The sequence below is a fragment of the Tistrella mobilis KA081020-065 genome, assembly GCF_000264455.2.
GTDB classification, from domain to species: Bacteria; Pseudomonadota; Alphaproteobacteria; order Tistrellales; family Tistrellaceae; genus Tistrella; species Tistrella mobilis.
This window is the reverse complement of the sequence record NC_017956.1, coordinates 1,926,163-1,952,165: the sequence shown is the minus strand read 5'-3', so window position 1 is coordinate 1,952,165 and position 26,003 is coordinate 1,926,163. Positions and strand designations below refer to the sequence as shown.

The 26,003-nt window shown below is 68.4% G+C and carries 23 protein-coding genes; 12 read left to right on the top strand and 11 right to left on the bottom strand.

The features are described from left to right. Positions 1 to 54 precede the first annotated feature (54 nt). Positions 55 to 2,202 carry a ComEC/Rec2 family competence protein gene (locus TMO_RS08865; RefSeq protein ID WP_014745281.1) on the top strand — a complete coding sequence of 716 codons (2,148 nt, stop codon included), beginning with the start codon at positions 55 to 57 and terminating at the stop codon, positions 2,200 to 2,202. An 84-nt stretch (positions 2,203 to 2,286) separates the two neighbouring features. On the opposite strand, the gene lexA is transcribed toward TMO_RS08865, so the two are convergent. The 6 genes from lexA to TMO_RS08835 all read right to left on the bottom strand — a co-directional run bounded on the left by lexA (position 2,287) and on the right by TMO_RS08835 (position 7,641). Next, a complete protein-coding gene (lexA, locus tag TMO_RS08860; RefSeq protein ID WP_014745280.1) occupies positions 2,287 to 3,135 on the bottom strand; it encodes a transcriptional repressor LexA in 849 nt (282 codons plus the stop codon). 248 nt (positions 3,136 to 3,383) lie between these two features. After that, positions 3,384 to 4,619 (bottom strand): gephyrin-like molybdotransferase Glp, encoded by a 1,236-nt coding sequence (glp, locus tag TMO_RS08855; protein ID WP_014745279.1) that lies wholly within the window; start codon positions 4,617 to 4,619, stop codon positions 3,384 to 3,386. 38 nt (positions 4,620 to 4,657) lie between these two features. Next, positions 4,658 to 5,155, bottom strand: coding sequence for a cyclic pyranopterin monophosphate synthase MoaC (moaC, locus tag TMO_RS08850; RefSeq protein WP_014745278.1), 498 nt, complete (start codon positions 5,153 to 5,155; stop codon positions 4,658 to 4,660). Between the two features lie 5 nt (positions 5,156 to 5,160). After that, on the bottom strand, positions 5,161 to 5,976 hold the full coding sequence (gene trpC, locus TMO_RS08845) for an indole-3-glycerol phosphate synthase TrpC (RefSeq protein WP_014745277.1): 816 nt from the start codon (positions 5,974 to 5,976) through the stop codon (positions 5,161 to 5,163). A 4-nt stretch (positions 5,977 to 5,980) separates the two neighbouring features. After that, the gene (trpD, locus tag TMO_RS08840; RefSeq protein ID WP_014745276.1) at positions 5,981 to 7,021 is read right to left on the bottom strand and encodes an anthranilate phosphoribosyltransferase; all 1,041 of its coding nucleotides are present in this window, start codon (positions 7,019 to 7,021) and stop codon (positions 5,981 to 5,983) included. Further along, positions 7,018 to 7,641, bottom strand: a complete 624-nt coding sequence (locus TMO_RS08835; RefSeq protein WP_014745275.1) for an anthranilate synthase component II — start codon at positions 7,639 to 7,641, stop codon at positions 7,018 to 7,020. The genes trpD and TMO_RS08835 overlap by 4 nt, the downstream gene beginning before the upstream one ends. Before the next feature lie 270 nt (positions 7,642 to 7,911). On the opposite strand from TMO_RS08835, the gene TMO_RS08830 reads away from it, so the two are divergent. The 4 genes from TMO_RS08830 to TMO_RS08815 are packed head-to-tail and all read left to right on the top strand — an operon-like array spanning position 7,912 to position 12,592. Further along, positions 7,912 to 10,176, top strand: a complete 2,265-nt coding sequence (locus TMO_RS08830) for a heavy metal translocating P-type ATPase (protein WP_014745274.1) — start codon at positions 7,912 to 7,914, stop codon at positions 10,174 to 10,176. Further along, positions 10,173 to 10,637 (top strand): MerR family DNA-binding protein, encoded by a 465-nt coding sequence (locus TMO_RS08825; RefSeq protein WP_014745273.1) that lies wholly within the window; start codon positions 10,173 to 10,175, stop codon positions 10,635 to 10,637. The genes TMO_RS08830 and TMO_RS08825 overlap by 4 nt, the downstream gene beginning before the upstream one ends. 54 nt (positions 10,638 to 10,691) lie before the next feature. After that, entirely contained in the window at positions 10,692 to 12,377 is a 1,686-nt protein-coding gene (locus TMO_RS29265; RefSeq protein WP_014745272.1) for a divergent polysaccharide deacetylase family protein, read from the top strand. 5 nt (positions 12,378 to 12,382) lie between these two features. Continuing rightward, entirely contained in the window at positions 12,383 to 12,592 is a 210-nt protein-coding gene (locus TMO_RS08815; protein ID WP_014745271.1) for a heavy-metal-associated domain-containing protein, read from the top strand. Between the two features lie 22 nt (positions 12,593 to 12,614). Here the strand turns inward: TMO_RS08815 and TMO_RS08810 are convergent, their stop codons facing one another. The 3 genes from TMO_RS08810 to TMO_RS08800 all read right to left on the bottom strand — a co-directional run bounded on the left by TMO_RS08810 (position 12,615) and on the right by TMO_RS08800 (position 16,694). Further along, on the bottom strand, positions 12,615 to 13,196 hold the full coding sequence (locus tag TMO_RS08810) for a GNAT family N-acetyltransferase (protein ID WP_014745270.1): 582 nt from the start codon (positions 13,194 to 13,196) through the stop codon (positions 12,615 to 12,617). Then, on the bottom strand, positions 13,193 to 14,710 hold the full coding sequence (gene trpE / locus TMO_RS08805; RefSeq protein WP_014745269.1) for an anthranilate synthase component I: 1,518 nt from the start codon (positions 14,708 to 14,710) through the stop codon (positions 13,193 to 13,195). The genes TMO_RS08810 and trpE overlap by 4 nt, the downstream gene beginning before the upstream one ends. A 70-nt stretch (positions 14,711 to 14,780) precedes the next feature. Then, the gene (locus TMO_RS08800) at positions 14,781 to 16,694 is read right to left on the bottom strand and encodes a SurA N-terminal domain-containing protein (RefSeq protein WP_014745268.1); all 1,914 of its coding nucleotides are present in this window, start codon (positions 16,692 to 16,694) and stop codon (positions 14,781 to 14,783) included. Positions 16,695 to 17,051: 357 nt separating this feature from the next. Here TMO_RS08800 and tpiA point away from each other — a divergent pair, with 357 nt between their 5' ends. From tpiA to eno, 5 genes are all read left to right on the top strand, one after another. Further along, positions 17,052 to 17,810, top strand: coding sequence for a triose-phosphate isomerase (gene tpiA / locus TMO_RS08795; protein ID WP_014745267.1), 759 nt, complete (start codon positions 17,052 to 17,054; stop codon positions 17,808 to 17,810). 90 nt (positions 17,811 to 17,900) lie between these two features. Next, a complete protein-coding gene (gene secG, locus TMO_RS08790; RefSeq protein WP_014745266.1) occupies positions 17,901 to 18,326 on the top strand; it encodes a preprotein translocase subunit SecG in 426 nt (141 codons plus the stop codon). A 203-nt stretch (positions 18,327 to 18,529) separates the two neighbouring features. Further along, a complete protein-coding gene (locus TMO_RS08785; RefSeq protein WP_014745265.1) occupies positions 18,530 to 20,164 on the top strand; it encodes a CTP synthase in 1,635 nt (544 codons plus the stop codon). Positions 20,165 to 20,208: 44 nt separating this feature from the next. Continuing rightward, the gene (gene kdsA / locus TMO_RS08780) at positions 20,209 to 21,063 is read left to right on the top strand and encodes a 3-deoxy-8-phosphooctulonate synthase (RefSeq protein ID WP_014745264.1); all 855 of its coding nucleotides are present in this window, start codon (positions 20,209 to 20,211) and stop codon (positions 21,061 to 21,063) included. A 147-nt stretch (positions 21,064 to 21,210) separates the two neighbouring features. Further along, a complete protein-coding gene (eno, locus tag TMO_RS08775) occupies positions 21,211 to 22,500 on the top strand; it encodes a phosphopyruvate hydratase (RefSeq protein ID WP_014745263.1) in 1,290 nt (429 codons plus the stop codon). Between the two features lie 24 nt (positions 22,501 to 22,524). On the opposite strand, the gene TMO_RS08770 is transcribed toward eno, so the two are convergent. Next, positions 22,525 to 23,523 carry a DMT family transporter gene (locus TMO_RS08770; protein WP_051045339.1) on the bottom strand — a complete coding sequence of 333 codons (999 nt, stop codon included), beginning with the start codon at positions 23,521 to 23,523 and terminating at the stop codon, positions 22,525 to 22,527. Between the two features lie 106 nt (positions 23,524 to 23,629). On the opposite strand from TMO_RS08770, the gene TMO_RS08765 reads away from it, so the two are divergent. Then, a complete protein-coding gene (locus tag TMO_RS08765) occupies positions 23,630 to 24,478 on the top strand; it encodes a LysR family transcriptional regulator (RefSeq protein ID WP_014745261.1) in 849 nt (282 codons plus the stop codon). 11 nt (positions 24,479 to 24,489) lie between these two features. Here TMO_RS08765 and TMO_RS08760 read toward each other — a convergent pair whose 3' ends face one another. Next, positions 24,490 to 25,008 carry a PAS domain-containing protein gene (locus tag TMO_RS08760; RefSeq protein WP_228382307.1) on the bottom strand — a complete coding sequence of 173 codons (519 nt, stop codon included), beginning with the start codon at positions 25,006 to 25,008 and terminating at the stop codon, positions 24,490 to 24,492. Positions 25,009 to 25,188: 180 nt separating this feature from the next. Here TMO_RS08760 and TMO_RS08755 point away from each other — a divergent pair, with 180 nt between their 5' ends. After that, complete coding sequence (locus TMO_RS08755; RefSeq protein ID WP_051045338.1) at positions 25,189 to 25,995, top strand: FkbM family methyltransferase; 807 nt, start codon at positions 25,189 to 25,191, stop codon at positions 25,993 to 25,995. Positions 25,996 to 26,003: the final 8 nt, after the last annotated feature.

Here is a 26,003-nt window from a genome sequence, read left to right as displayed (position 1 = left end):
TCCGCGGGTGCAGCCCCGGGCTTGGCGTCTTCGGCAGCAGACAGCGGGGATAGCATGAGCCTGGTGGATGAGATCGGAGATGCGCCGGCCACGGCTGGCCGCCGTCGCAGCCTCGGTGGGCCGCTCCTGCGCGCCTTCATCGCCGAGCAGGATCGATGGCGGCTGTGGAGTGCGGTCTTCTTCGCAATCGGCTGCGGAGGCTATTTCGGCCTGGCGGCGGAACCGCCCGTCTGGCTGGGGGTGGTGCTCACGCTCGGCGCGCTCGGTCTCGGCATCGCGCTCCGGTCACGACTGCCCTGGCTCGCTCTGACACTCTTCGCCTGTGCATGGACGGCGGCGGGGTTCTGGTCGGCGGTCACGGGAACGCGGCTGGTCGATGCCCCGATGCTGATGCGCCCGGCTCAGGGGGAGGTGACCGGCCGTGTGCTGGCGGTGGAGCCCGATGGCCGCGGTGGCGGGCGGCTTCTGATCGTTCCGACGGCGATCGACCGCGTCGCGGCAGAAGATCTGCCGGCACGGGTCCGGATCACCGTCCGGCAGGGGCCTGTGCCCCGTCCGGGGGATGGCGTCCGGCTGCGCGCCAGTCTGTCACCGCCGTCGCTGCCCGTGGTGCCCGGCGGTCATGACTTCGCCCGAAGCGCTTTTTTTCAGCGGCTTGGCGGCATTGGTTTTGCCTATGCGCAACCCGATATCGTACCGGCCCCGGAGCCGTCGGAAATCCTGCAGACGGCGCGCGAAGCCGTGGAACGGTTGCGCCTCGATCTGGATGCCGTCATACGTGGGGCGGCGCCTGGCGAGGGCGGTGCGGTGCTCTCGGCCATGGTGACGGGGCTGAGAGGGGCGATCGGCGATGAGGCGGAAGCAGCGATGCGCGACAGCGGCCTCGCCCATCTGATCTCGATTTCCGGTCTGCACATGACCATGGTCGCGGGGCTGATCTTCGGCGCCGTCCGGCTGGTCATGGCCTTCCTGCCTCGTATTTCGGATCGTTGGCCGGGACGAAAGATTGCCGCCGTGGCGGCCCTGCTGGGGGCTGCTGCCTATCTCGCGGTCGGCGGTTTTGCGGTGCCCACGCAACGCGCCTTCGTGATGACCGCGCTGGGCCTGCTCGCCATCCTGACCGACCGGCCGGTGTTGTCGCTGCCACTGGTGGCCAGTTCGGCGATCGTCGTGCTGGTGCTGCAGCCGGCGGCCCTGACCGGTCCCAGCTTCCAGATGAGTTTTGCAGCGGTCATTGCTCTGATCGCACTCTATGAAAGCCCGACCATCCGGCGCCTTGCCGGTCTCGACGCCGGCACGAGGCGCGGCCTGCCCATGCGGGCGGCAACATGGATCTTCGGCCTGCTCGCGACATCGATGATCGCCGGCGCTGCGACCGCGCCTTACGCCGCCTATGCCTTCGGCCGGGCGAGCGGCTATGGGTTGGTTTCGAACCTGGTTGCCGTGCCCGTCACCGGCTTCTGGATCATGCCTGTCGCATTGACCGGAAGCCTGCTCAGTCTCGTTTCGGAAAGCGCGGGCGGCATCTGCTTTGCGCTCGCAGCACGGGGCATGGAGCTGGTGATCGCGACCGCGACCACCGTTGCCGGCTGGCCGGGGGCGGTGGTGCCGGTTGCAGGCTTCAGCGTGACGGCCCTGTTGTTGATGACCTTCGGCGGGCTGTGGCTGGTGATCTGGCGACGGGCCTGGCGCTGGGCGGGGTTGGTGGCCATTGCGCTCGGAATGCTGCTGGCGGCCCGGCCGGTCCTGCCGGACCTGTTCCTGTCGGGGGATGGGCGGAGCATGGCGCTGCGCGGGCCGGACGGTGCTCTTTACGCGATGACACCGGAACGCGACCGCTTCGTGCTGGATCAGTGGGCGGAAAAGCTGGGGACGCTCACAATCCGCGACATGACCGAAGCCGTTGCATGTGACGGTGGGGATCTGTGCCGGCTTGAACGCGCGGGGCTTCGTATCGCCCTGGTCCGTGGACGCGAACGTCTGGCAGAAGCCTGCGCCCATGCCGACCTCGTGCTCGCCGGGGCCGATCCCCGTCGCGATGCCCCCTATATCAGGCGACCGGATGGTTGCGCTGCGACCACGCTGATTGAACGTACGGGCCGCAACTTCGGTGGTGCCGCCGTGACGGTGCGTCTCGACGAGGCAGGACCGGTGATCGAGGGGGTTGTGGGGCCGCGCGGAGATCGGCCCTGGACACGGTGAGCATCTGCTCCCGGATGCTTCTTCCGACAGAAAGCCGCCGACCGCAGAGGTGCGGGCGGCGGCTTTCCCAGGTTCGGAACGCGATCAGGCGTAGCGGCGGAAGAGGGCGATCAGTTGCCCTTGCACTTTCACCTGGTCCGGTCGGTAGATTCGGGTTTCGTAGTGCTGGTTCGCGGGCTCCAGCGCCACCGACTGACCCCGCCGGCGCAGACGCTTCAGCGTTGCCTCGCCGCCATCGATCAGCGCGACGACGATGGTACCGTTGTCGGCGGTATCGGTCCGGCGGATGATGACGGTGTCGCCGTTCATAATACCGGCTTCGATCATCGAATCGCCTTCGACCTCGAGCGCAAAATACTCAGATCCGGCCGGGATCATGGTCGCCGGCACCTCGACGGTCCGGTCCCCGTCGGACAGGGCCTCAATGGGGGTACCGGCGGCGATCTTGCCGTAAAGCGGCAGCACCACATTGCCGTTGTCGTCCGAACGACCGGTGCGCGGCGGCGCATTCAACGGCGGTCGGGTCAGGCTGCGAAAGCGCTGGGGCTGGAGTTGGGGGGCTTGCGCGGCGACGGGCGCCCGCCCGATGCCGATTTCGACCAGACGCGGCCCGCGCGGAGCCACGGGTGGGGTGACGAAGGGATTGGCCGAGGCCAGACTGGCCGGTGCCGTAGAGGGGCTGTCGCCCTGGCTCTGCCCCGGCATCTGGAACGGTCCGCCATCCGGCAGGCGGATGACTTCGATCGCCCGGGCACGATGGGCAAGCCTGCGGATGAACCCGCGCTCTTCAAGCCCAAGGATAAGGCGATGGATGCCTGACTTGGACTTAAGGTCGAGCGCGTCCTTCATTTCTTCGAAAGACGGCGCCACCCCCGTGGCCCGCACCCGGTCCAGGATGAACCGCAGCAATTCGTGCTGCTTGCGTGTGAGCACCCGCGCCTCCCGGTGATCGCGCGGCAAAAACCGGCCCCGACCGATCTCTGAACCGCAGACTGCTTGAACGAGACTGTTGTCGCACAGAACAAAGGCGCAACATCAATTTCAGGCTACGCCTGTCATCGCCACGCGTCAAGACGCTTGTCGTCTGTTCGTTTCAGTCTTGTTCGCACCTGTTCGCGAAAATACAACTGATGGGAGCTTATGAATGCAATTCATTCTAACAAAAGATGTAAATCATCAGATCAGTCGAGCCGGTCGAGACGGAGAATGTCGACGAGCTCTCCCGGTTCGGCCGCGGGGGCATGAGGCCGGCGGAGAATCAGGGCATCTGCATCGGCCAGTGCCGACAGAAGCGAGCTGTCCTGATCACGAACCGGCAGCACCGTTTCAGCGCCATCGCCATCACGCAGAAGGCGTGCCCGCATATAGTGTTGCCGCATGGCATTGGCTGCAACCGGCGCCGCCAGGGGCAGCCGTTCCGAGGCGGCATCGCGCGGCTCGCGCCCCGACAGCCGGTCGATGAGCGGCAGGGCGAAGAGCAGGCTGCAGACATAGGCCGAAACCGGATTGCCCGGCAGGCCCAGCACCGGCATGCCGCTCAGTCGTCCGTACATCAACGGCTTGCCCGGACGCATGGCGATCTTCCAGAAATCGATCTCTGCCCCCGCAGCCAGCAGTGCGGCCTGAACGAGGTCATGATCGCCCACCGACGCGCCACCGATGGTGACCAGAAGATCGGCGCCCCGCGCGGCGGCGATCTGCGCATCGATCCGGTCGCGCGCGTCAGGGGCGATGCCCAGATCGACGACATCGGCGCCGGCATCGGCAAAAAGCGCGGTGAGGCAGGGGCTGACGGCGTCGACGATCGCATCGGGCCCGAGCGGCTCCCCCGGCCGGGCCAGCTCGTCGCCCGTGGCAAGGATCGCCACCCGCGGCCGCCTGTGCACGGGCAACCAGGGGTGTCCCATGGCGGCGGCAAGGGCGATCGCCCGTGCTTCCAGCCCTCTGCCGGCCTGAAGACCGACCGCACCGGTCTGGAAGTCGATGCCGGCCGGCCGGATATTGTCCCCGGCCTCCGCGTCCGCGCGCTCCCCCGTGATCTCGACGGCAGCAGGGGCGCCGCTGTCGTGGTGGCCGGTCACCCTGGTATCCTCCTGGATCACCACCAGATCGGCCCCCGGGGGGACCGGCGCGCCGGTGAAGATCCGGACCGCCTCGCCGGGTCCGACATCGCCGCCGAAGCCTTCGCCAGCGCGGGCTTCGCCGTTGACCCGGAAGGTCCGGTGCCCCTCGGCAAGATCGACACTGCGCAGCGCCCAGCCATCCATGGCCGACATGGCCTGCGGCGGCTGGGTGCGGCGGGCGACGACATCGCGTGCCAGCACCCGGCCACGGGCGAGCCCCAGCGGCACCGTTTCGGCGCCGAGCGGCGTTGCGTCTGCAAGGATGCGGGCGCGGGCGTCGTCGACGGTGAGCATGATGTCGGGCTCCCGGTGCGTGAAGAGGGGCGTGTCGATCAGCCGGCGTCGTCCGGGGTGGCCGCCTGCCAGTGCCCCGACCGGCCGCCACGCTTTTCGATCAGGCGGATGGTCTCGATGGTCATGCCGCGATCGATCGCCTTCAGCATATCGTAGACCGTGAGGCTTGCGACACTCGCGGCGGTCAGCGCTTCCATCTCGACGCCGGTGCGCGCCGTGACCTTGGCGGTGGCACGGATGACCAGGCCGGGCAGGGCGTCATCCGCCTCCAGGTCGAGCGTCACCGACTGCAGCGGCAGCGGATGGCAGAGAGGGATCAGGTCGGCGGTGCGCTTGGCACCCATGATGCCCGCGAGGCGGGCGATGGCGATGACGTCGCCCTTCTTCGCATCCCCCCGCTTCACCACGGCCAGCGTCTCCGGCGCCATGCGCACCCGCGCTTCGGCCACGGCTACGCGCTCGGTCACATCCTTGGCCGATACATCGACCATGACCGCGGCACCGCTTTCGTCGAAATGGGTGAGGCCGGATGTCATCGCCATCACTCCGCCGCGGCCGGCGCCCGCGCCGACAGCAGATGGCGGGTCGCCGCCTCGACGTCGTTCTGTCGCATCAGGCTTTCGCCGACCAGGAAGCGGAACATGCCATGCCCCATCATCCGCGTGAGCGCATCGGGGCCGTCGAGCCCGCTTTCGCAGACCAGTTCCCGATCGGCGGGCACCGCGGCCGCAAGCTCGATCGAGGTCTGAAGATCGACCACCAGGGTCTTGAGATTGCGATTATTAATGCCGAGAAGCGGGCTCTTCAGTCGAAGGGCACGATCGAGTTCCGGGCGATCGTGAACCTCGATCAGCACATCCATGCCAAGCTCGAACGCCGCCGCTTCAAGCTCTGCCGCCTGACCATCGTCAAGTGCCGCCATGATCAGCAGGATACAGTCGGCGCCGAGCGCGCGTGCCTCCATCACCTGATAGGGGTCGAGCATGAAGTCCTTGCGCAGCACCGGCAGGTCGACCGCTCCACGCGCCGCGACCAGATAGGCATCCTCGCCCTGGAAATAGGGCGTGTCGGTCAGCACCGACAGGCAGGCCGCCCCGGCCGCGGCATAGGCGCGAGCAAGCGATGCGGGGTCGAAATCGGCGCGGATCAGTCCCTTGGAGGGTGAGGCCTTCTTGACCTCGGCGATCAAGGCCGGAAGGCCCTGCACCGTTCTGGCGGCCAGAGCCTTGCGAAAGCCGCGCGGCGCCGAGGCTTCGCCGAGCCGGTCCTCAAGTGCCGCAAGCGGCGTCTCGGCCTTCTTGCGGGCGATGTGGTCGCGCTTGTCGGCGCAGATCCGGGCGAGGGTATCGCCGGCCATGTCGTCAGCCCTCCCGGCCATTGGTGATCGCGATGACCCTGTCCAGAACCGCCTTGGCGCGGCCCTGATCCAGGGCGTCGCGGGCCATGGCGATGCCCTGGCCGACATCGCCCGCAACCCCGGCCACCAACAGGGCAGCACCGGCATTGAGCAGGGCGATGTCGCGGAGCGCGCCGGGCGTGCCGTCCAGCATCGCCAGGATCGCCGCGGCATTGGTCTGGGCATCGCCGCCTTTCAGCGCCTCTGCCGGATGGCGGGTGAGCCCGAACATCTCGGGCGAGACCGTGAAGCTGGTGACCTTGCCGTCCTTCAGCTCCGACACGGCAGTCTCGTCGGTGACCGTGATCTCGTCGAGTCCGTCGCGACCATGGACCACCCAGGCGCGTTCCGAGCCCAGATTGCGCAGCACCTGAGCGACCGGCTCCACCCAGCGCTCGGCGAAGACACCGATCAACTGGCGTGTGGCGCCCGCCGGATTGGCGAGGGGGCCCAGCAGATTAAAGATGGTGCGCGTGCCGAGCTCCACCCGGGGGCCGGCGACGTTCAGCATGGCGGCGTGGTGGCGCGGCGCCATCAGGAAGCAGAAACCGGCATCGCGTCCCGCGCGTTCCACCCGCTCCAGATCGGCCTCGATATTGAGCCCCAGCGCCTTGAGCACGTCGGCAGAGCCGGATTTGGAGGAGAGCGCACGGTTGCCATGCTTGGCCACCGGCACGCCGCAGGCCGCCACGATCAGTGCGGCGGCGGTCGAGATGTTGTAGGTGCCGCGCGCATCGCCGCCGGTACCGCAGGTGTCGATCGCGCCGGCCGGCACCCGGACGGTGGTGGCCTTGGCCCGCATCACCTCGGCGCCCGCGGTGATTTCCTCGACCGTCTCGCCGCGCACGCGGAGTGCCATCAGGAAACCGCCGATCTGCGCCGGCGTCGCCTCGCCGCCCATCATCAGCCGGAAAGCCTGGCGGGCTTCCTCGCGGGTCAGGGCATGGCCGTCGGCGGCACGGGCAATCAGCGCCCGGAAATCCGGGCTGGTGGTGTCGGAAGTCATGCGGTCTCCGTCGCGCGTGCGGTCCCGGAGGTGCGGACCGTCTTCAGGAAATTGCCGATCAGCTCGTGACCGTGGGCGGATGCGATGCTTTCGGGATGGAACTGCACGCCATGGATCGGCAGGTCACGATGCGACAGCCCCATGATGATGCCGTCATCATCCTCGGCGGTCACCACCAGCGCGGCCGGCAGGCTTGCGCGCTCTACGACCAGCGAGTGGTAACGGGTCACGGGGAAGGTCTCAGGCAGGCCGGCGAACAGCGGACCGCCATGATGGTGGATGGCGGTCACCTTGCCATGCATCGGCTTCGGCCCCCGTACCACATGGCCGCCGAAAGCCTGACCGATGGTCTGGTGGCCAAGGCAGACGCCGAGCAGCGGCGTGCCGGTTCGGGCAGCTGCCGCGACCATGTCGAGACAGATACCGGCGCGATCGGGATCGCAGGGGCCGGGCGAGAGCAGAATGCCGTCGGGCCGATGCGCCATGGCCTCGTCTGCGGTCATCTGGTCGTTGCGCACCACCTCGACCTCCGCCCCGGCCTCGCCCAGATAATGGACCAGATTCCAGGTGAAGCTGTCGTAATTGTCCACCATCAGGATCTTCGGGGTCGGCAGGATCATCGGGGTCGGGGTCCTCGCGCACGGAAGAATACCGGCCCATACAGGGCCGCCGGAGGCACAGGAAACCCCCTGCATCCGCTGCCGTCAAGCCGCGGGATGCGGCCGTAGCACCGGCCGGTTGCCGGAACGCCGCGACAGGCCGTCGCAATCGGTCAGGGGGTGCTTGACCTTCCAGCGACTGGAAGGTGCAGACTGGGTCGTGAAGGGATGCTCCATCCGATGCCGCCCATCGGCGTCACCCCCGCGGAGCATTCGAGAGAGGGTTGCGAAATGGATACGATCACGGCTGCGCAACAGGGCCCCGGAGACAACGCCGTCGAACGCCGTATCGCCGTGGAGGGCATGACCTGCGGCACCTGCGTCACCCGGGTGGGGCGGGCGCTGAAGCGGGTCGAGGGGGTCCGGGATGCGGAGGTCAGCCTCGCCACCCATGAGGCGCTGGTGACGCTGGAGCCGGGCGTCACAGACGAGCGTCTGATCCAGGCACTCACCCGCGCCGGCTATGAGGGTGACATCATTCCCGAAGCCGCCGAGGATGGCGGCCTGGGTGTCGACCCCCGCGAGGCGCGCGAGGCGCAGGAGCTGGCCGAGAGCCGCCGCATGGGCATCGAGGTCGTGATCGGCGCGCTGCTGGCCCTGCCGCTGGTCGGCCAGATGGTCTGGACCCAGTTCGGTATCGGCCCGCTGCCGGGCTGGGCGCAGCTGGCGCTGGCCGTGCCGGTACAACTCGGCCTGGGCCGCCGGTTCCTGAAACCCGCCTGGGGGGCGCTGCGCGCCGGGGTGGGGAACATGGATCTTCTGGTCGTGCTCGGCACCTGGGCGGCCTTCGGTCTCAGCCTCTATCTCTGGGTGGTTCATGGCCAGGTCCATCATCTTTATTTCGAGGCGGCGGCCGCGGTGATCGTGCTGGTCCTGTTCGGCCGCTGGATGGAGGGCAGGGCACGTCGTGCCACCGGCGCCGCCATCCGGGCCCTGGCGGCGCTCAGGCCCGACACCGCGTTGCGTCGCACCCCGGACGGAAACGACGTCGAGGTCGCCGTGACCGCACTCCGGCCCGGCGACGTGTTGTCGATCCGGCCGGGCGAGCGTATCGCAGCAGACGCACGTGTGATCGAAGGCGAGGGGGCCGCCGACGAATCCATGCTGACCGGGGAAAGCCTGCCGGTCACGAAGCGTGTCGGCGACACGCTGTCGGCCGGTACGGTGAATGGTTCCGATCCCCTGCTTGCCCGCATCGTCCGGGTCGGCCGCGATACCACCCTCGCCCAAGTGGTGCGGATGGTCGAACACGCCCAGGCGACGCGCGCACCGGTCCAGGCGCTGGTCGACCGGGTAAGCGCGGTCTTCGTGCCGGCGGTGATCCTGATCGCACTTGCAACCTTTGCCGGCTGGGTGGCGACCGGCACGCCCTGGCCCGAGGCGATCATTCATGCCGTGACCGTGCTCGTCATCGCCTGCCCCTGCGCCATGGGCCTCGCCACACCGGCCGCGATCGTGGCCGGGACGGGGGCGGCGGCGAAGGCCGGCATCCTGGTGCGGTCTCCCGCAGCCTTCGATCACGGGGTCGGCATCGACCTCGCCCTGATCGACAAGACCGGTACGCTGACCGAGGGGCGGCCGCGGCTGCTGCGGATGATCGGTGCGACGGGCAATGCGCTCGCCCGCGCCGCCGGCCTGCAGCAGGCGAGCGAACATCCGCTTGCCCGTGCGATCCGCGCTGCGGCGGAGACGGAGGATGTGGCGCCGGTCGAGGTCGCCCAGCGGCGCAACCGCACCGGTGCCGGCGTCGAGGGCGCGATCGCCGGGCTGCCCCACAGGCTGGGCTCACGACGCTTCATGACTGAGGCCGGGGTGGAGATCCCGGCGGCGCTGACGGCGGAGGCAGATGCAGCGGAAGCCGAAGGCGCGACGGTCGTCTGGCTGGCGGCGGTGCCGGAAGCCGGGGAACCGGACCTTCTCGGCGGTTTCGTGCTGGCGGATGCCCCCCGATCCGATGCCGCGGCGGCGGTGAAAGCGCTCGGCGATCGCGGCATCACCGTGAAGATGCTGAGCGGCGATGCCCCGGCGACCGCGCAGGCGGTGGCGGCACGGCTGGGCATCAGCGAGGCGGTCGGCGGGGCCGATCCGGCCCGTAAGGCAGCCGTGGTGGCCGAGGCGAGGGCGGCCGGCCGACGGGTGATGATGGTCGGCGACGGTGTGAACGATGCGCCGGCCCTGGCCGGGGCGGATCTGTCGGTCGCGATCGGCGGCGGCACCGATGTGGCGATGGCTGCGGCCGATGTCACCCTGATGCGACAGAGCCCATCCCTCTTGCCTGCGACCCTCGATATCTGTCGGGCGACCCGGGCGAAGATCCGCCAGAACCTGGTCTGGGCCTTCGGCTATAATGTGATCGGCATTCCGCTTGCCGCCCTGGGCATCCTGGATCCGGTGTTTGCGGGGGCGGCGATGGCGGCAAGTTCCGTGAGCGTGCTTGGCAATGCCCTGCTGCTGGCCCGCTGGCGGCCGGCCGGGATGAGGGAGCGCGCCGCATGACCGGCCTGACCATCGGTGCGCTCGCCGAGGCTGCGGGAACCAATCCCAAGACGGTGCGCTATTACGAGGAGATCGGGCTGCTGCCGAAGCCGGCGCGCGCCGCCAATGGCTATCGCGACTATCCGGCGACGACACTCGATCGGCTGCGGTTCGTACTGCGCGCCAGGCATCTGGGCTTCCCGGTGGATGACGTCCGCGACCTGCTGGCACTCTGGGATGATCGCGGACGGGCCAGCCGCGACGTCCGCCAGCTGGCCGAAGCCCGGATCACCGAGATCGACCGCCGGATGGCCGAACTCCGGAGCATGCGGCGCACCCTTGCCCATCTGGTCGCAAACTGCCATGGCGACGGTCGTCCGGATTGCCCGATCCTGGACGATCTGGCCGAGCATGACGGGCAGGATGTGGTCGCCGGTCATGACGTGCAGGCCCATCGGCAGCGGCCGGACGATGGGCTATAGTGCGCCCGCCGGCCGCGGGTCGGCCCAGGACCAGAGTGATTACGGACCAGACGCATGAGCAAGGGCGAGGACGGACGCCGCGACGGCGGCGCCGGCCGAAAGGGTGGCGGCAGCCGCAAGGGCAGCGACGAGACCGGCACGGCCGGCCGCAAGCCGGCTGCCGGAAGCAGGCCACGCAGTAGCGCCACTGGCGCGTCCAAGGCGGGGGCGTCAAAGGCGTCGGCGTCAAAGGCGTCGGCGTCAAAGGCGTCGGCGTCAAAGGCGGCTGGGGCGAAGGCCGGCGCGGCCAAGGGCGCCACCTTCAGGGCTGCGGGTGCAAAACCGGGGACGGCTGCCGGCAAGCCGGCATCGAAGGCGGCATCCCGCAAGCCCGCATCTGGTGGCACACCGCGCAGCCTGCGTGGGCCGGTCGGGGCTTCGGGGGCTGAAGGCCCCGGGTTTCTTGCTCGTTTCGGTTCGGCTCTGCTCGCCCGGCGGCGTTTCCTGGGCTATGGGCTGGTCGGCATCGCCCTATTGGTGGTCGCAGGCGCCGTGATCGGGTCGCTGATCAAGCCCGCGCGCTATGAACAGGTCGCCCGGCCGACCCTGCCTGCCGGTGCAGCCGTGACCGAGCCTGCCCGGCCCCAGGCCCCGGAGGCCCCGGCCGCAGCCCCCGAAGCACCGCGGAAGGAATGGACGCCGGATCTGGCCGGCAGCGGCGATACGATCACAGGTGCGGATGCGAGCCGTGAGTCGCAGCCCCAGGCCGCCGCGACCACGCCGCCTGCACCGGCCGCGAAGCCTGATCCGCAGCCGGCGGCGCCAAAAGCCGCGCCTGCGAAGCCGGCCGAGGCACCGGCTGCCGTTGCCACAGCTGAACCGGCGCCGCAGCAACTGGCGGCGATTCAACCGCCGGTGCCGGATGCCATCCGGCCGCCGGCCGACGGCAAGCCCGCCTGGCAGCGTTACGCGATGCCGGCACCGGTGGCATCCAAGGGGCCGCGGGTCGCCATCGTCATCGACGATATGGGGGTCAACAAGCCGCAGACCGCAGCCGCCATCGGCCTGCCGTCGCCGATCACATTCGCCTTCCTGCCCTATGCCCAGGATGTCGCCGGGCAGGCGGCCAAGGCGCGGGCAGCAGGGCATGAGTTGATCGTGCATATGCCGATGCAGCCGCAGGGCCCGGCCGATCCGGGGCCGGGTGCCCTGAATCCGGCGCTGCCGGTGGCCGAAAACGTCAAGCGGCTGAAGCATAATCTGGAGGCCTTCGGCGCCTATGTCGGGATCAACAACCACATGGGCAGCCGGGCGACCGAGGACACGCCACTGATGGCGGCGGTGATGGCCGAGCTGAAGGCGCGGGGGCTGCTGTTCCTGGACAGCCGGACGACCGCGAAATCGGTAGGCTCCAAGGCTGCCATTTCGGCCGGCATTCCGAATGTTCAGCGCGACGTGTTTCTGGATCACGAGATCGACGAGCGCAAGATCGCGGCCCAGCTTGACCGGCTGGAGGCGATCGCCCGGCGTCACGGCGCTGCGATCGCCATCGGCCACCCGCATCCCGAGACCCTGAAGGTACTGAACCGCTGGCTGCCGGCGGCCCAGGCGCGGGGCATTGTTTTCGTGCCGTTGACTGCGCTGGTCGCGGTCCCCGGCGCCAGTGAACCGGCCGGTCCCCGCACCGCGTCGGACGAGGCGGCCCCCGCACGGGCCGAGGAAGGCCCGGTCTTTGCCGACGGGCCGGCAGTGAAGGAGTGACGGACATGACCACCCAGACCTATCGTGTCGAGGGCATGACCTGCGACGGCTGCGCAAAGGCGGTCCGCCGCGCCCTGGGCACCCGCCTGCCCGAGGCTGAGATCGAGATCGACCGGCCGGCCGGCCTGGTCACGATCGCCGGCGCCCATGACGAGGCCGTGGTGCGTGAGGCGATCGATGATGCCGGCTATGACTTCGGTGGCAAGGCGGCCTGATGGCGCGCTCCCTGATGGTGCTCTACGGCCGCGGCAGGCGGTAGAGCACATGGCGAGCAAGGGGATGGTCCGGAGCAAGGCGCGGGTGATCGAAATCCAGCGCCGGATCCGGAACCATGCCCAGTCGCTGCATTACCGCCTGCGAGCGCTGGTTGGACGCGGCCGTGTAGGCCACGACCTCGTCAAGGCCCAGGGTTTCGAAGGCAAAGCCGCTTGCCGCCCGTGCGGCTTCGGTCGCAAGCCCCTGTCCCCAGAGGGCCGGGGAGAGCGTCCAGCCCAGTTCAATGGCCGGCGTGAAGGCCGCCTCGAAGGGGACCGGCCGCAGGCCGCCGAAGCCCGCGAAATCCCCTGAGCGGCGGTCTTCCATCGCGAAGAAGCCCCAGCCGCGCGCGGCGATCTCCGCCGCCATCCGCTGTGCAAAGGCGTGGGACTGGTCTCCGGTGAGCGTGCCGCCGAGCGTCTCGCCCACCCGTACGTCCCCGCGGAGAGCGGCAACGGGCGCCAGGTCGCCCTGCTGCCACTGACGCAGGATCAGACGGTCGGTTTCGATCCGGACCGACGACACTTCTGGCGGAACCAGCGGCTCGGTCGCGGATACCGTCATCGCGCAAGGCCACCCGCATAGCGCCAGGCTTCGCCGGCAGCGCGGATCAGGGCCCGGGCCTTGGCGCGGGTTTCCTCGTATTCAGAGGTCGGGTCGCTGTCGGCGACCACGCCAGCGCCAGCCTGGACGTGCAGCTCCCCATCCTTGATCACCGCGGTGCGCAGCACGATGCAGCTGTCCATGGCACCGCCGGCCGAGAAATAGCCGACACCGCCGCCATAGACGCCGCGGCGGTCGGGCTCCAGCTCGTTGATGATCTCCATCGCCCGCACTTTGGGGGCACCCGAAACCGTGCCGGCCGGGAAGCCGCCGATCAGGGCATCCAGTGCATCATGACGATCGGCAAGCCGGCCTTCGACGTTGGAGACCAGATGCATCACCGCGCTGTAGCGCTCGATGATCATATTCTCGGTGACCTTGACCGTGCCGATTTCGGCGAAGCGGCCGACATCGTTGCGGGCCAGATCGAGCAGCATCAGATGCTCGGCCACCTCTTTCGGATCGGCCGCCAGCTCTTCGGCCAGCGCCTGATCTTCCGCGGCATCCTTGCCGCGCCGACGGGTGCCGGCGATCGGGCGCACGGTGATCACGTCATCGCGGACCCGGACCAGGATTTCGGGGCTGGAACCCGCCACCTGGAAGGTGCCGAAATCCAGATAGAACAGGAAGGGCGAGGGGTTCTGGCGGCGCAGCGACCGGTAGAAGGCGAAGGGCGGCAACCGGAAGGGCAGGGTGAAGCGCTGCGAGGGCACGATCTGGAAGGCGTCGCCGGCCAGGATGTAGTCCTTGGCGGTGCGGACCATCTCCTCGAAGCGCGCCTGACCGACATTGGAGCGCGGCTCTCCGGTCTGGCCAAGATCGGCCGCCGAGGGCGCCAGACCGACCGGCAGGCCGCGGCCCAGATCCGCCACCACATCCATCAGCCGTTCCCGCGCCAGCCGCCAGGCCATGGCGGCATCGCATCCTGCAGCCGGGCGGACGGGCGTCACCAGGGTGACGGTGCTGTCGACCGCATCGAAGATCGCCATCACGGTGGGGCGCGTGAACACCCCGTCGGGTATGCCCAGCGCATCGTTCTTCGGGGCCGGCATGCGCTCCATGAAGCGCACCATGTCATAGCCCAGATAGCCGACCAGGCCGGCCGCCATCGGCGGCAGGCCGTCCGGCAGGTCGATACGGCTCTCGGCGATCAGCGCCCGCAGAGAGGCGATGGGCTCGGCGCCCTCCTCCGGCACGAAGGCATCCAGATCCGCCCGGGCGTCGCGATTGACCTCGACCCGGCCGTCGACCACCCGCCAGATCAGATCGGGCTTGAGACCGATCAGCGAATAGCGGCCGCGGACGGCACCGCCCTCGACCGATTCGAGCAGGAAGGAATAGGGCCGCCGATCCGCGAGCTTGAGCATGGCCGAGACCGGCGTTTCCAGATCCGCGGCCAGGGTGGTGGAGACCACCTGGGCCCGGCCTTCGCCGTAGAGCGTCGCGAAGCGGTCGAAATCGGGCGCGATGTCCATGGGCGGCCATGTGCTTTCAAAGAGGGGGCAGGCGAGGCGTGGCCTGGTACCGATGCGGATGGCTGCCGGTTCAGGAGCCGGCAGCCGGGTACATCTGGTTGATCAGGCCCTGATTGATCGAGGCCGGATGGCGGGCGCGCAGCACCTTCTCGTACTGGGTGAGGATGCTCTGGGACTGCGCCTGTTCCAGTCGCGCACCAAGAGCGGCCGCTTCCGCCCCTTCGGGCGCCTTGGGCACGATCACATCCGCCACGACCGCAACGATACGGCTGCCGTCGCCGGTATCGGCGGCGACGGCATCGCCGGTCTTTGCAGCGAAGGCATCACGGACAAGGGGCGCCGGCAGATTGGCGCGCTGCGGCTGCGCACCCGGGGCACCGGCAATCTGGCCGCGGCGATCGATTGCCGGCGGGGTTTCGACATCCAGGCCGAACCCGGCCGCCGCCGCGGCGAGTGCCGCGCCGCCCTTCACCGCTTCGACCAGCTTCTCGGCACGCTCGGAGGCCTGCTTGCGGGCTTCTTCGGCCCGCCAGTCGGCCACGACGCGCTCGCGCACCTCGTTGAGCGGCCGGTCCTCGGGCTGGGTGATACCGTCGACACGCAGGATGAAATAGCGGCCGTTTTCCCATTCGGTCAGCGGCGTGGTAGCACCCTGATCGGTGGAGAAGGCGAGGGCCGGGAAGCGGTCGGTCTCGGGCGCGCGGGCGACCGGATGACCCAGACCATCGGTGCCGTCGGCTGCGATCGCGTCGATCTTCACCAGGTCCAGGCCGAACTGCTGCGCGACCTGCTCGATGGTCGCACCGCCGGCAATGCTGTCCTCGATCCGGGTCGCTTCCTCATAGACCTTGTCGACCGCACGCTCCAGCTTCAGCTCTTCTTCAAGGCCTCGCCGGACCTCGTCGAAGCTCTGGGTCTTGCCCTCGACGACATTGCGTGCGGTCAGCACATGCCAGCCGAGGGGGCTCTGCACCGGTGCCGACACCGCGCCTTCGCCAAGGGCGAAAGCTGCATCGGCAAGTTCGGGCAGCATCTGCTCGCGGGTGACGTCGCCCAGATCGATGGTCGAGGCGTCGAAGCCCAGCGCACCGGCGACTTCGTCGAAAGATTCACCGGCAGCAATCCGGTCGCGGGCAGCCTTGGCCGCAGCCTCGTCCGGGAAGGTCATCTGCAGCACCTGGCGGGTGGCCGGGGTGGTGTAGCGGTCGAGATGGGCCTCATAGGCCTCGCGCAGCGCCGCCTCGTCGACGGTAATCTCGGATGCCAGCGCCTCGGGGGTCAGCGTTGCGAAGCTGACGGCCCGCCGCTCGGGGATCGCATAGGCCGATTTGTTGGCATCGTAATAGGTGGCCAGCACCTCGTCGGACGGCGCCTCGATCGCGGCCGGATCGGCGGGGACACGCACCGTGATCAGCCGGCGCTGCTCGCCCTGGAACATGTGCTCCAGCGTCACCAGCGGCTCCGGGGCCGGAACGGGCGTCGCCAGGGCCGAGATCAGCTGCTGACGCCGCAGATCATCGGCGAGCGACGCCTCGTAGGTTGCCGGCGTATAGCCGTTGCGCGCCAGGACCTGCTCGTAGACCATCCGGTCGAACCGGCCGCCCATGCCACGGAAGGCCGGCGCCTCGGTGATCGAGCGGGCGATCATGTCATCGGTGACGCCGAGCCCGAGCCGCGCGGTCTCGGCGCGGATCATGGCATCGCCCACCGCCATGCCGACCGAGCGCTCCAAGAGGCCCATGCTGCGGGCCATGTTCTGGTCGAAGGTCGGGCCGAAGATCTGGCGGGCGCGCTGGATCTCACCCTGATAGATCCGGTCCAGCTCCTGCGGTGTCACCTCCACGCCGCCAACCTCGGCCACGACGGTGGAATTGCGGCCGCGGAAGATGTCGCCGATTCCCCAGACCGCGAAGCTGGCTGCCAGCGCGATGAGGAACACGCGGAACAGCCAGTGGCGGGACGCGGTACGAAACTGGTTGAGCATGCGGGACGGATCCTGATCTCTGTTCGGCCCGGCGGCACGGTCAGGCGGGCACGGCCGGGGTCACGGTCGCGCGCATAATAGAAGGCGGGGCCTCTGCGTCGCAATCTTGAAACCCGCCCGCTGCATGTCGGGCCTGCGTTATGTGCTGTCGCACCGACTGGAAATGCCCTGCGAGGCGTGTTATAGCAGCCCCGACCGGACGCGGAGGGCGCGTTTGCCGGGCGTGAATGCGTGCGTGGACCTGATTGCCGCCGGCGATCATCCCGCGGATCCGCCGGTGAACCGGGCTTTCCTGCCGGGGAAGAGACCGACTCGTTTCTGCAGCCGCCTCTTATAAGATTACGGGAGCTACCGGGTATGCCGCATCGTCCCACGCCGCTGGTCGCCGGGAACTGGAAGATGAACATGCTGGTGGCCGATGGCCGCGCGCTTGCGGCCGAAGTCGCCGCCGGCGCCGAAGGCCTCGCCGCCGGGTTTGCCGTCTGCCCGCCCGCCGCACTGCTTCCGGTCGTGGGCGAGGCGATCCGCGGTTCGAAGGTCGCCCTGGGCGCCCAGGACTGCCACGCCAAGGCCTCCGGTGCCCACACCGGTGATCATGCCGCCGCCCTGCTCAAGGATGTCGGCTGCACCTATGTGATCGTCGGCCATTCCGAACGGCGCCAGGATCATGGCGAGACCGATGCCGTTGTCGCCGCGAAAGCGGAGGCGGCGGCAGCCGCAGGCCTCGTCCCGATCGTCTGCGTCGGTGAGACGCTGGATCAGTACAAGGCCGGCGAGGGCGTTGCGGTGGTGGAAACGCAGGTCGACGGCTCCGTCCCGGCCTCCGCCTCGGCCGACCGTCTGGTGGTGGCCTACGAGCCGGTCTGGGCGATCGGCTCGGGTCTGGTGCCCACGACCGACGATATCCGTGCGGTGCATGGCGCGATCCGTGCGCGCCTGGCGGCGCGCTTCGGCGATGCCGCCCAGGGCATCCGCATCCTCTATGGCGGTTCGGTGAAGCCCGGCAACGCAGCCGAGATCCTGGGGGTCGACGATGTCGACGGCGCCCTGGTCGGCGGTGCCAGCCTCAACGCCGCAGACTTCCTGGCCATCGGGGCGGCGGCACCGGCCCGCTGAGGCCGAGGCTCCCCCCTCTGAGAAACCCGTGCGGCCCGGCAGAAAGCCCGGGTCTCGCGACCACACTTTCGAGAACGGACCACACGCCCCATGGAAAGTGTTCTGCTGGTCATCCACCTGCTGCTGGCGATCGCGCTGATCATCACGATCCTTCTGCAGCGCAGCGAAGGCGGTGCGCTCGGCATCGGTGGTGGCGGTGGCGGCGGCGGGCTGATGTCGGTGCGCGGCCAGGCCAACCTGCTGACCCGTGCGACCGCGGTACTCGCCACGCTGTTCATCCTGACCAGCCTGGGCCTCGCCATCCTCGGCGGCACCCACAATCGGGGTGGCTCGGTCCTCGACCGCATCGACACCACCACGCCGGCGGGCCCGGCTGCGCCGATCACCCCGGCGACGCCGACGGCGCCCGTCGCACCGGCCGCACCCGCTGAGACGCCTTCGTCGCCTGCGGCACCGGCGCCTTCGGGCGACACGGTGACGCCGCCTTCGGCGCCGGCCGCTCCGGCCGCAAACTGACGACACTGCTTCGGGCCCCGCGCCGCTTCGGCCGCGGGGCTCGGAGCTTGATGGACGGGCCCGTCGGGGCCGGTCCGCTCAAGGACTTCGAGGACGGGCCGGTGTGTCGATCGCCGGCCGGGCCGCGCTTTCGGGGCGTGGCCTTCGCCCGTTGATCGACGTCCGGCGCGCCCCCGCGCCAAAGACCAGGACGAGCTTCTCCCATGACGCGTTTCATCTTCATCACCGGCGGCGTGGTCTCCTCGCTGGGCAAGGGCCTGGGCTCGGCGGCGCTGGGTGCGCTGCTGCAGGCCCGCGGCTACCGTGTCCGCCTCCGCAAGCTCGACCCCTATCTCAACGTCGATCCGGGCACCATGAGCCCGTATCAACATGGCGAGGTTTTCGTGACCGACGACGGCGCGGAAACCGACCTCGACCTCGGCCATTACGAGCGTTTCACCGGTGTCGCCGCCCGGCGCAACGACAACGTGACCTCGGGCCGGGTCTATTCCGAGGTGATCGCCCGCGAACGCCGGGGTGACTATCTGGGGGGAACCGTGCAGGTGATCCCGCATGTCACCGACTGCATCAAGGAATTCATCCTGGCAGATGCCGAGGCGCATGACTTCGTGCTTTGCGAAATCGGCGGCACGGTGGGTGATATCGAAAGCCTGCCCTTCATGGAGAGCATCCGCCAGCTCGGCAACGAGCTGGGCCCCGAGCGGGCGGTGTTCATCCATGTCACGCTGGTGCCCTATATCAAGGCGGCCGGCGAGCTGAAGACCAAGCCGACCCAGCACTCGGTGAAAGAGCTGCGCGGCATCGGCATCCAGCCGAACATCCTGCTGGTGCGCTGCGACCGTGAAATTCCGGCCTCCGACCGCCGCAAGATCGCGCAGTTCTGCAATGTGCGTGAAGAGGCGGTGGTGCCGGCCTATGACGTCGAGACCATCTACGAGGTCCCGATCCGCTATCACGAGCAGGGGCTGGACACCCAGGTTCTGAAGTCCTTCGGCATCACCGGTTCGCCGCGGCCCGATCTCACGGGCTGGGAGCGGGTGGTCGACCGGATCAAGCGGCCGGAAGGCGAGGTGACCATCGCCGTCGTCGGCAAGTATGTCGAGCTGATGGACGCCTACAAGTCGCTGAACGAGGCCCTTGCCCATGGCGGGATCGCCAACAACGTCAAGGTCCGCCTGAAGTGGATCGACGCTCAGGTCTTCGAGCGCGACGACGCCATGCTGCATCTGGAGGGCGTGCACGGCATCCTGGTGCCCGGCGGCTTCGGCGAGCGCGGGGCCGAGGGTAAGATCGCGGCCGTCACCTTCGCCCGCGAGCGGCGGATTCCCTATTTCGGCATCTGCTTCGGCATGCAGATGGCGGTGATCGAGATCGCCCGTCATCTGGCCGACCTGCCCAAGGCGTCGTCGACCGAGTTCGGCCCGACCGAAGAGCCGGTGGTGGGTCTGCTGACCGAATGGTCGCGGGGGGACGGCTCGACCGAAACCCGCATCGAGGGCGGCGATCTGGGCGGGACCATGCGTCTCGGTGCCTATGACTGCGCCCTGTTGCCTGGCAGCCGTGCCGCCGCCATCTATGGCAATGCGGAGCGGATTGCCGAGCGTCACCGCCACCGGTGGGAAGTGAACGTCAACTACCGCAGCCGGCTGGAGGCCGCGGGTCTGCGCTTCTCGGGCCTGTCGCCCGATGGCGTGCTGCCCGAGATCGTGGAGCTGCCGGATCATCCCTGGTTCGTGGGCGTTCAGTTCCATCCGGAGCTGAAGTCGCGTCCCTTCGAGCCGCACCCGCTGTTCGTGTCCTTCGTGCGGGCCGCGATGGAGCAGTCGCGGCTCGTCTGACCGACAAGATCCCCCTGCTGCGGACATCCCAAGGAAGGCCCGAGATGACCGAGACCCAGAACGGTATGCGCCGCGTGCGCGTCGGCGCGCTCGAGATCGCCAATGACCGGCCGCTGGTGCTGATCGCCGGCCCCTGCGTGCTGGAGAGCCGGGCCCACGCCCTAGAGGTCTCGGCGGCGCTGAAGGAGATGTCGGAAAAGCTCGGCATCGGCCTGATCTACAAGACCTCGTTCGACAAGGCCAACCGCACCTCGGCCAGTGCCGAGCGCGGCCTGGGCCTTGAAGACGCGCTGCCGATCTTCGCCGAGATCCGCGAGACCACCGGCCTGCCGGTGCTGACCGACGTGCATCTGCCCGAGCAGTGCGCCATCGCGGCCGAGGCCGTGGACGTGCTGCAGATCCCGGCCTTCCTTTGCCGGCAGACCGATCTTCTGGTCGCGGCGGCGAAGACCGGGCGGGTGGTCAATGTCAAGAAGGGCCAGTTCCTGGCGCCCTGGGACATGACCAATGTGGTCGCCAAGCTGGATGCGGCCGGAAACCCCAACGTGCTGCTCACCGAGCGGGGGGCGAGCTTCGGCTACAACACCCTGGTAACCGATTATCGTGGCCTGCCGATCATGGCCCGCACCGGTTGCCCGGTGGTGTTCGACGCCACCCATTCGGTTCAGCAGCCCGGCGGTCTGGGCGGGCGCAGCGGCGGCCAGCGCGAATTCGTGCCGGTGCTGGCGCGTGCGGCGGCGGCGGTGGGTGTGGCGGCGATTTTTGCCGAGACCCATCCCGACCCCGACAAGGCGCCGAGCGACGGGCCGAACATGGTGCCGCTGAAGGCGCTGCCCGAGATGGTGGCCGACTGGATGGCGTTCGATGCCGCCGCGAAGGCCCGCCCGCTGGCCGTCTGATCTTCTGCCGCCCCGACAGCATCATCGTCATGGGCGGCCTTCATTCTGATCCTGCATCGCTTCCTGTCGACGGCGCGTTTCGTCGGCAGGCAGCCCCTCGACAGTCGATCCCGGCCCCTTGCCCTTGAACGGAGAGCGAGACATCCCATGACTGCCATCGTCGATATTCGTGCCCGCGAGATCCTCGACAGCCGCGGCAACCCGACCGTCGAGGTCGATGTCGAGCTGGAAAGCGGTGCGATCGGCCGTGCCGCCGTGCCGAGCGGCGCCTCCACCGGCAGCCGCGAAGCGGTCGAGAAGCGCGACGGCGACACCGCCCGCTATCTGGGCAAGGGCGTCGAGCAGGCCGTCGAGGCCGTGATGGGCGAGATTTCGGACGAGCTGATCGGCTATGACGGCGAGGACCAGATCGGCATCGATCAGGCGCTGATCGAGCTGGACGGCACCGAGAACAAGTCGCGCCTGGGCGCCAATGCGATCCTGGGCGTCAGCCTGGCCGTTGCCCGCGCTGCGGCGGAAGAGGCCGGCTGGCCGCTGTTCCGCTATGTCGGCGGTGTCATGGCGCACACCCTGCCGGTGCCGATGATGAACATCATCAACGGCGGCGCCCATGCCGACAACCCGATCGACATCCAGGAATTCATGATCATGCCGGTGGCGTCGGACAGCATCGCCGATGCCATCCGCACCGGTGCCGAGGTCTTCCACCACCTGAAGAAGCAGCTGTCGGCGGCCGGTCACAACACCAATGTCGGCGATGAAGGCGGCTTCGCGCCCAATCTCGGCAGCAATGCCGAGGCGATCGACTTCATCATGAAGGCGATCGAATCCGCCGGCTACAAGCCGGGCGAGGACGTGGTGCTGGCGCTCGATGCCGCCTCGTCTGAGTTTTTCAAGGACGGCAAGTATCACCTTGACGGCGAGGGCCGTGTGCTCGGCGCCGACGAGATGGTCCGCTTCTACGAGGATCTGGTCGCACGCTATCCGATCGTGTCGATCGAGGACGGCATGGCTGAGCAGGACTGGGACGGCTGGGCGGCCCTGACCCGCGCCATCGGCGGCAAGGTTCAGCTTGTCGGCGACGACCTGTTCGTGACCAACCCGCAGATCCTGGCCGAGGGCATCGAGAAGGGCCTCGCCAACTCGATCCTGATCAAGGTCAACCAGATCGGCACCCTCACCGAGACGCTGCGTGCGGTCGACATGGCCCACCGCGCCGGCTACACCGCGGTGATGTCGCACCGCTCGGGCGAGACCGAAGACACCACCATCGCCGATCTGGCGGTCGCCACCAATTGCGGCCAGATCAAGACCGGCTCGCTCTCGCGTTCGGACCGTCTGGCCAAGTACAACCAGCTGATCCGCATCGAGGAGATCCTGGGCGATACCGGCTATTACGCCGGCCGCGGTGCGCTGAAGGCGCTTGCGCGCCGCTGATCCCGCCATCGTCGATCCCGGCGATCACGACCTGCACGAAGGCCCGTCCGGAGCGATCCGGGCGGGCCTTCGCCGTTCGCTGCCCTGGCCTTGTTCGCTGCCCTGGCCTTCGGCACGGATGACCTGCGAGATGCCCCAGGCAGAGAGCGCGGTGCCGACCACCATCATCCAGGTGAGCGGCTCACCGAACATGGCCCATGCCCAGACCAGGGTGACGGCCGGGCTCAGATAGAGAACCGTGGCCACCCGGGTGGGCGAGCTTCGGGCGAGGCAGAGCCAGTAGAGGCCATAGCCGCCGAGGCTGGACAGAAGCCCCGTCCAGAGCACCGCAACTGCGAAGCCGGGTGTCGCCGGCGGTGCGAGACCGCCATCGGCGCCGGCCAGACCGGCAAACACCAGGGCAGAGACCACCGCGTGCAGCCAGAGCCGTGCAAGGGGGCCGGGGTCCCCCCCGGCCGGCAGCCGGGCCTGCCAGAGGGTGGCGATCGCCAGTGCCGCCATGCCACCGAGCGGCAGCAGTATCGCGAAGACCGGTATCTCGTGAGACGCCAACGCATCCTGGCCGACAATAGCGACGCCGATGCCACCGGCAACGAGGCCCGCCCAGCCGCGACCCGGCAGATGCCGGCCGAAGAAGGCGGCGCCGAGCAGAGCCGTACCGATGGGGAGGAGATCTGCGATCAGGGCCGCGAGCCCCGCGGGCACCCCCAACTCGATGCCTTTCGCGACGCCGGCGAGATAGCCGCCCATCGCCAGCGCGCCGATTGCGGCCTCGGCGCCGAGGCGTCGCCATCCCGATCTGCGGAGCGGGCCAGTTCTGCGGATCTGGCGGATGGCCCAGGGCAGCAGGATCAGGCTGACCAGAATGCACCGCCAGAACACGACCAGAAAAATCGGCGCGTGATCGACCGCCAGGCGCGTGCCGACGAAGCCGGAGCTCCAGCTGACCACCAGGCCGGCTTCGAGCAGGGCCAAGGGCATACTGGTCCCCGGGTGGCGAAGCCTGGTGGAGATCATCGTCATGGCACATTCCGTTGCGGAGGGTCGTGAAAGGAGTCTTGATCCTGCCGCGGTGTTATCATTCACTAAAACGAAATGATTTGATCACCATGTTCGGAAAAATTTGATCATGCCGCCAATGCTCGACCTCGACCTTCTGCGCAGCTTCCACATGATCGCCCGGCTGGGACGGTTTCGGGCTGCAGCCGAACGGCTCAACAAAAGCCCGGCGGCCATCAGCGTTCAGGTCCAACGGCTCGAGGCGGTGGCCGGCGGTCGCCTGTTCGAGCGTGACAACCGCGCCGTCGTGCTGACACCCTTGGGCCAGCGTCTGCTCGCGGGGACGACCGAACTGCTTCGGGTCCATGACCGTCTTATGGACGAGATTCAGGATACCGGACCTGCCGGGAAGGTCCGCCTGGGGGTGCCCGATGAATATGCCGGGCATGTGATCCGGGACATCCTGCCCGTTATCGTGGCGCGATGGCCCCGGGTGGTGCTCGAGGTCGAAACGGCTGCAAGTGGTGTACTGACGGATCAATTCCGGCGCGGGCGGCTGGACATGGCGGTGATCGTGCGGCCGGCCGGGGGAGAGCATGACGGGCGGTACCTTGTGGCGACGACGCCGGTCTGGGTGGCGGCGCCGGCGCTGGCAAAGGCGCTGCCCGACATTCTGCCGCTCGCTCTTCATGCGGCCGACTGCCCCTATCGGGATGCGATGCTGGAGGCTCTGACATCAGCCGGCCGGTCGTGGCGGGTGCTGCTCGCCAGCCCGTCGGCCGGTGCGGTCGAGACCTGCGTCGAAGCCGGGCTTGCCCTGTCGGTGGTCGACAGGTCCAGAGTGACGCCGGCCATGCAGATCGTGGAAACGCTACCCCCGATCGGTGTGCACCAGGCTGTTGTCCTTGCGCATTCATCGGATGGCGACGACGCCGTCGGGGCGATTGGCTCCGTGCTGGCGCAGCATTTCAGGCTGTAGCCGTGGGGATATCAGTCCTTCAGGACACGAACCTGCGGACGGTAGGCCGTTACCGGGCCGTCGAGCACGACGGTATAGGTGGCGACCCAGCCGGGCGTGCCGTCTGCGCGGGCAAGCGGCATGATCAGCCACTCTGCCATGCGCCACTCGCCATCCGGCCAGGTGGCACGATCGACGCCCCAGATGAGTGTGGCCTCGTCGATGGCGCGGTCATAAGCGCGCAGGATGTCGGCACAGCGATTTCCGTACCAGATGCCGTCGACGAGATGGCCGGTGGCGTCGCGTCTGGCGAGCGCGACGATGACACTGCCGACATAGCGGTGCAGAAAGCCGCCATCGGCCAGGCGTTCAATGACCAGAAGATTGGGCAGGGTTCTCGGCATATCGACCAGCAGATCGAAATCCCGACGAAGCGGCATCGGGCGCCCCATCCGTAGCGACCGCCAATACGCGATCAAAGCCTGGATCCGCGGATCAGGGGCGTGGGGGCCGCGGCCATCGAAGCCGGTATCTGTGGGGTCCGTGGTCATCATGTGATCATCGGCCGGCCTGTCATTCGGGGCAAGTGTCTCGTCCGCGCAGCGTTGTGGCAGCGATAGACATCCTCCCGGTCGACAACCGTGATATGATGATAAAGTTCGTAGTCATCGCCCATACGATCCGAGGGATTCTCTGCCGTGGCCGGCCTGAAAACCATCATTGAACGACGAATGCCCCGGCTCTACGCCCGGCTGATCGACTTCCGCGATCGTATGGCCCCCGATTACGGCGAAAAGGAACTGGCGTTGGTACCGATTCTGGCTGAGGCCGATGCCGACGCCTATGACATCGGTGCCAATCACGGCGCCTATACGGCGCCCATGCTGCAGGTTGCCGGACGCGTGGTCGCCTTCGAGCCCAACCCCACCATGGGCAAGGTGCTGAAGACCCGGTTCGCCCGTGAATTGCGGGAAGGGCGGCTGGTGTTGATGCCGATGGCGCTGGGCGACGCCGAAGGAGAGGCTGTACTGCATGTTCCCGAGGCCGGATCCGGTCTCGCCTCCATGAAGGAGGAGGCAGTGCAAAGCGTCAGCACGCCTGGAATGCTGCACATTGCCGTCGCCGTCCGGCGGCTCGACGATCTCAAATCAGACATCGGCCGCGGCCGGCGCGTGGGCTTCGTGAAGATCGACGTCGAAGGGTTCGAAGGCACGGCACTTCGTGGCGCGGTCGAAACCCTGAAGGCCCATCAGCCCAGCCTGCTGATAGAGGCGGAAGAACGTCACACCCCGGGCACTCTGGCCGAACTCCAGGCTTTGCTCGGACCGATCGGCTATCGCGGTCTTTATCTGCTCGACGGCCGTCTGCATGACATGACGGGCTTCGATATCGCCCGGCTCCAGGATCGCTCTGCTTTGAATGCAGAGGGGACCCGCCGGCTGCCCGACAGGATCTACGTCAACAATTTCATCTTCGTCGCACGGCCTGAGCCGCTGGCCCGGCTGGAGGCGGCTTACGGCCCGGTGGTCTCTGCCTGATCCCGTTG

Excerpts from the sequence above, each read along its gene's own strand:
- secG (WP_014745266.1), top strand. The coding sequence starts at position 17,901 with ATGGAAAGTGTTCTGCTGGTCATCCACCTGCTGCTGGCGATCGCGCTG.
- tpiA (WP_014745267.1), top strand. The coding sequence starts at position 17,052 with ATGCCGCATCGTCCCACGCCGCTGGTCGCCGGGAACTGGAAGATGAAC.
- glp (WP_014745279.1), bottom strand. The coding sequence starts at position 4,619 with ATGCTCACCGTCGACGACGCCCGCGCCCGCATCCTTGCAGACGCAACG.
- TMO_RS08800 (WP_014745268.1), bottom strand. The coding sequence starts at position 16,694 with ATGCTCAACCAGTTTCGTACCGCGTCCCGCCACTGGCTGTTCCGCGTG.
- trpD (WP_014745276.1), bottom strand. The coding sequence starts at position 7,021 with ATGACTTCCGACACCACCAGCCCGGATTTCCGGGCGCTGATTGCCCGT.
- moaC (WP_014745278.1), bottom strand. The coding sequence starts at position 5,155 with ATGACATCCGGCCTCACCCATTTCGACGAAAGCGGTGCCGCGGTCATG.
- trpE (WP_014745269.1), bottom strand. The coding sequence starts at position 14,710 with ATGGACATCGCGCCCGATTTCGACCGCTTCGCGACGCTCTACGGCGAA.
- TMO_RS08785 (WP_014745265.1), top strand. The coding sequence starts at position 18,530 with ATGACGCGTTTCATCTTCATCACCGGCGGCGTGGTCTCCTCGCTGGGC.
- TMO_RS08815 (WP_014745271.1), top strand. The coding sequence starts at position 12,383 with ATGACCACCCAGACCTATCGTGTCGAGGGCATGACCTGCGACGGCTGC.
- TMO_RS08765 (WP_014745261.1), top strand. The coding sequence starts at position 23,630 with ATGCCGCCAATGCTCGACCTCGACCTTCTGCGCAGCTTCCACATGATC.
- eno (WP_014745263.1), top strand. The coding sequence starts at position 21,211 with ATGACTGCCATCGTCGATATTCGTGCCCGCGAGATCCTCGACAGCCGC.
- TMO_RS29265 (WP_014745272.1), top strand. The coding sequence starts at position 10,692 with ATGAGCAAGGGCGAGGACGGACGCCGCGACGGCGGCGCCGGCCGAAAG.
- TMO_RS08755 (WP_051045338.1), top strand. The coding sequence starts at position 25,189 with ATGCCCCGGCTCTACGCCCGGCTGATCGACTTCCGCGATCGTATGGCC.
- TMO_RS08830 (WP_014745274.1), top strand. The coding sequence starts at position 7,912 with ATGGATACGATCACGGCTGCGCAACAGGGCCCCGGAGACAACGCCGTC.
- kdsA (WP_014745264.1), top strand. The coding sequence starts at position 20,209 with ATGACCGAGACCCAGAACGGTATGCGCCGCGTGCGCGTCGGCGCGCTC.
- trpC (WP_014745277.1), bottom strand. The coding sequence starts at position 5,976 with ATGGCCGGCGATACCCTCGCCCGGATCTGCGCCGACAAGCGCGACCAC.
- TMO_RS08810 (WP_014745270.1), bottom strand. The coding sequence starts at position 13,196 with ATGACGGTATCCGCGACCGAGCCGCTGGTTCCGCCAGAAGTGTCGTCG.
- TMO_RS08825 (WP_014745273.1), top strand. The coding sequence starts at position 10,173 with ATGACCGGCCTGACCATCGGTGCGCTCGCCGAGGCTGCGGGAACCAAT.
- TMO_RS08760 (WP_228382307.1), bottom strand. The coding sequence starts at position 25,008 with ATGACCACGGACCCCACAGATACCGGCTTCGATGGCCGCGGCCCCCAC.
- TMO_RS08865 (WP_014745281.1), top strand. The coding sequence starts at position 55 with ATGAGCCTGGTGGATGAGATCGGAGATGCGCCGGCCACGGCTGGCCGC.
- TMO_RS08835 (WP_014745275.1), bottom strand. The coding sequence starts at position 7,641 with ATGATCCTGCCGACCCCGAAGATCCTGATGGTGGACAATTACGACAGC.
- TMO_RS08770 (WP_051045339.1), bottom strand. The coding sequence starts at position 23,523 with ATGACGATGATCTCCACCAGGCTTCGCCACCCGGGGACCAGTATGCCC.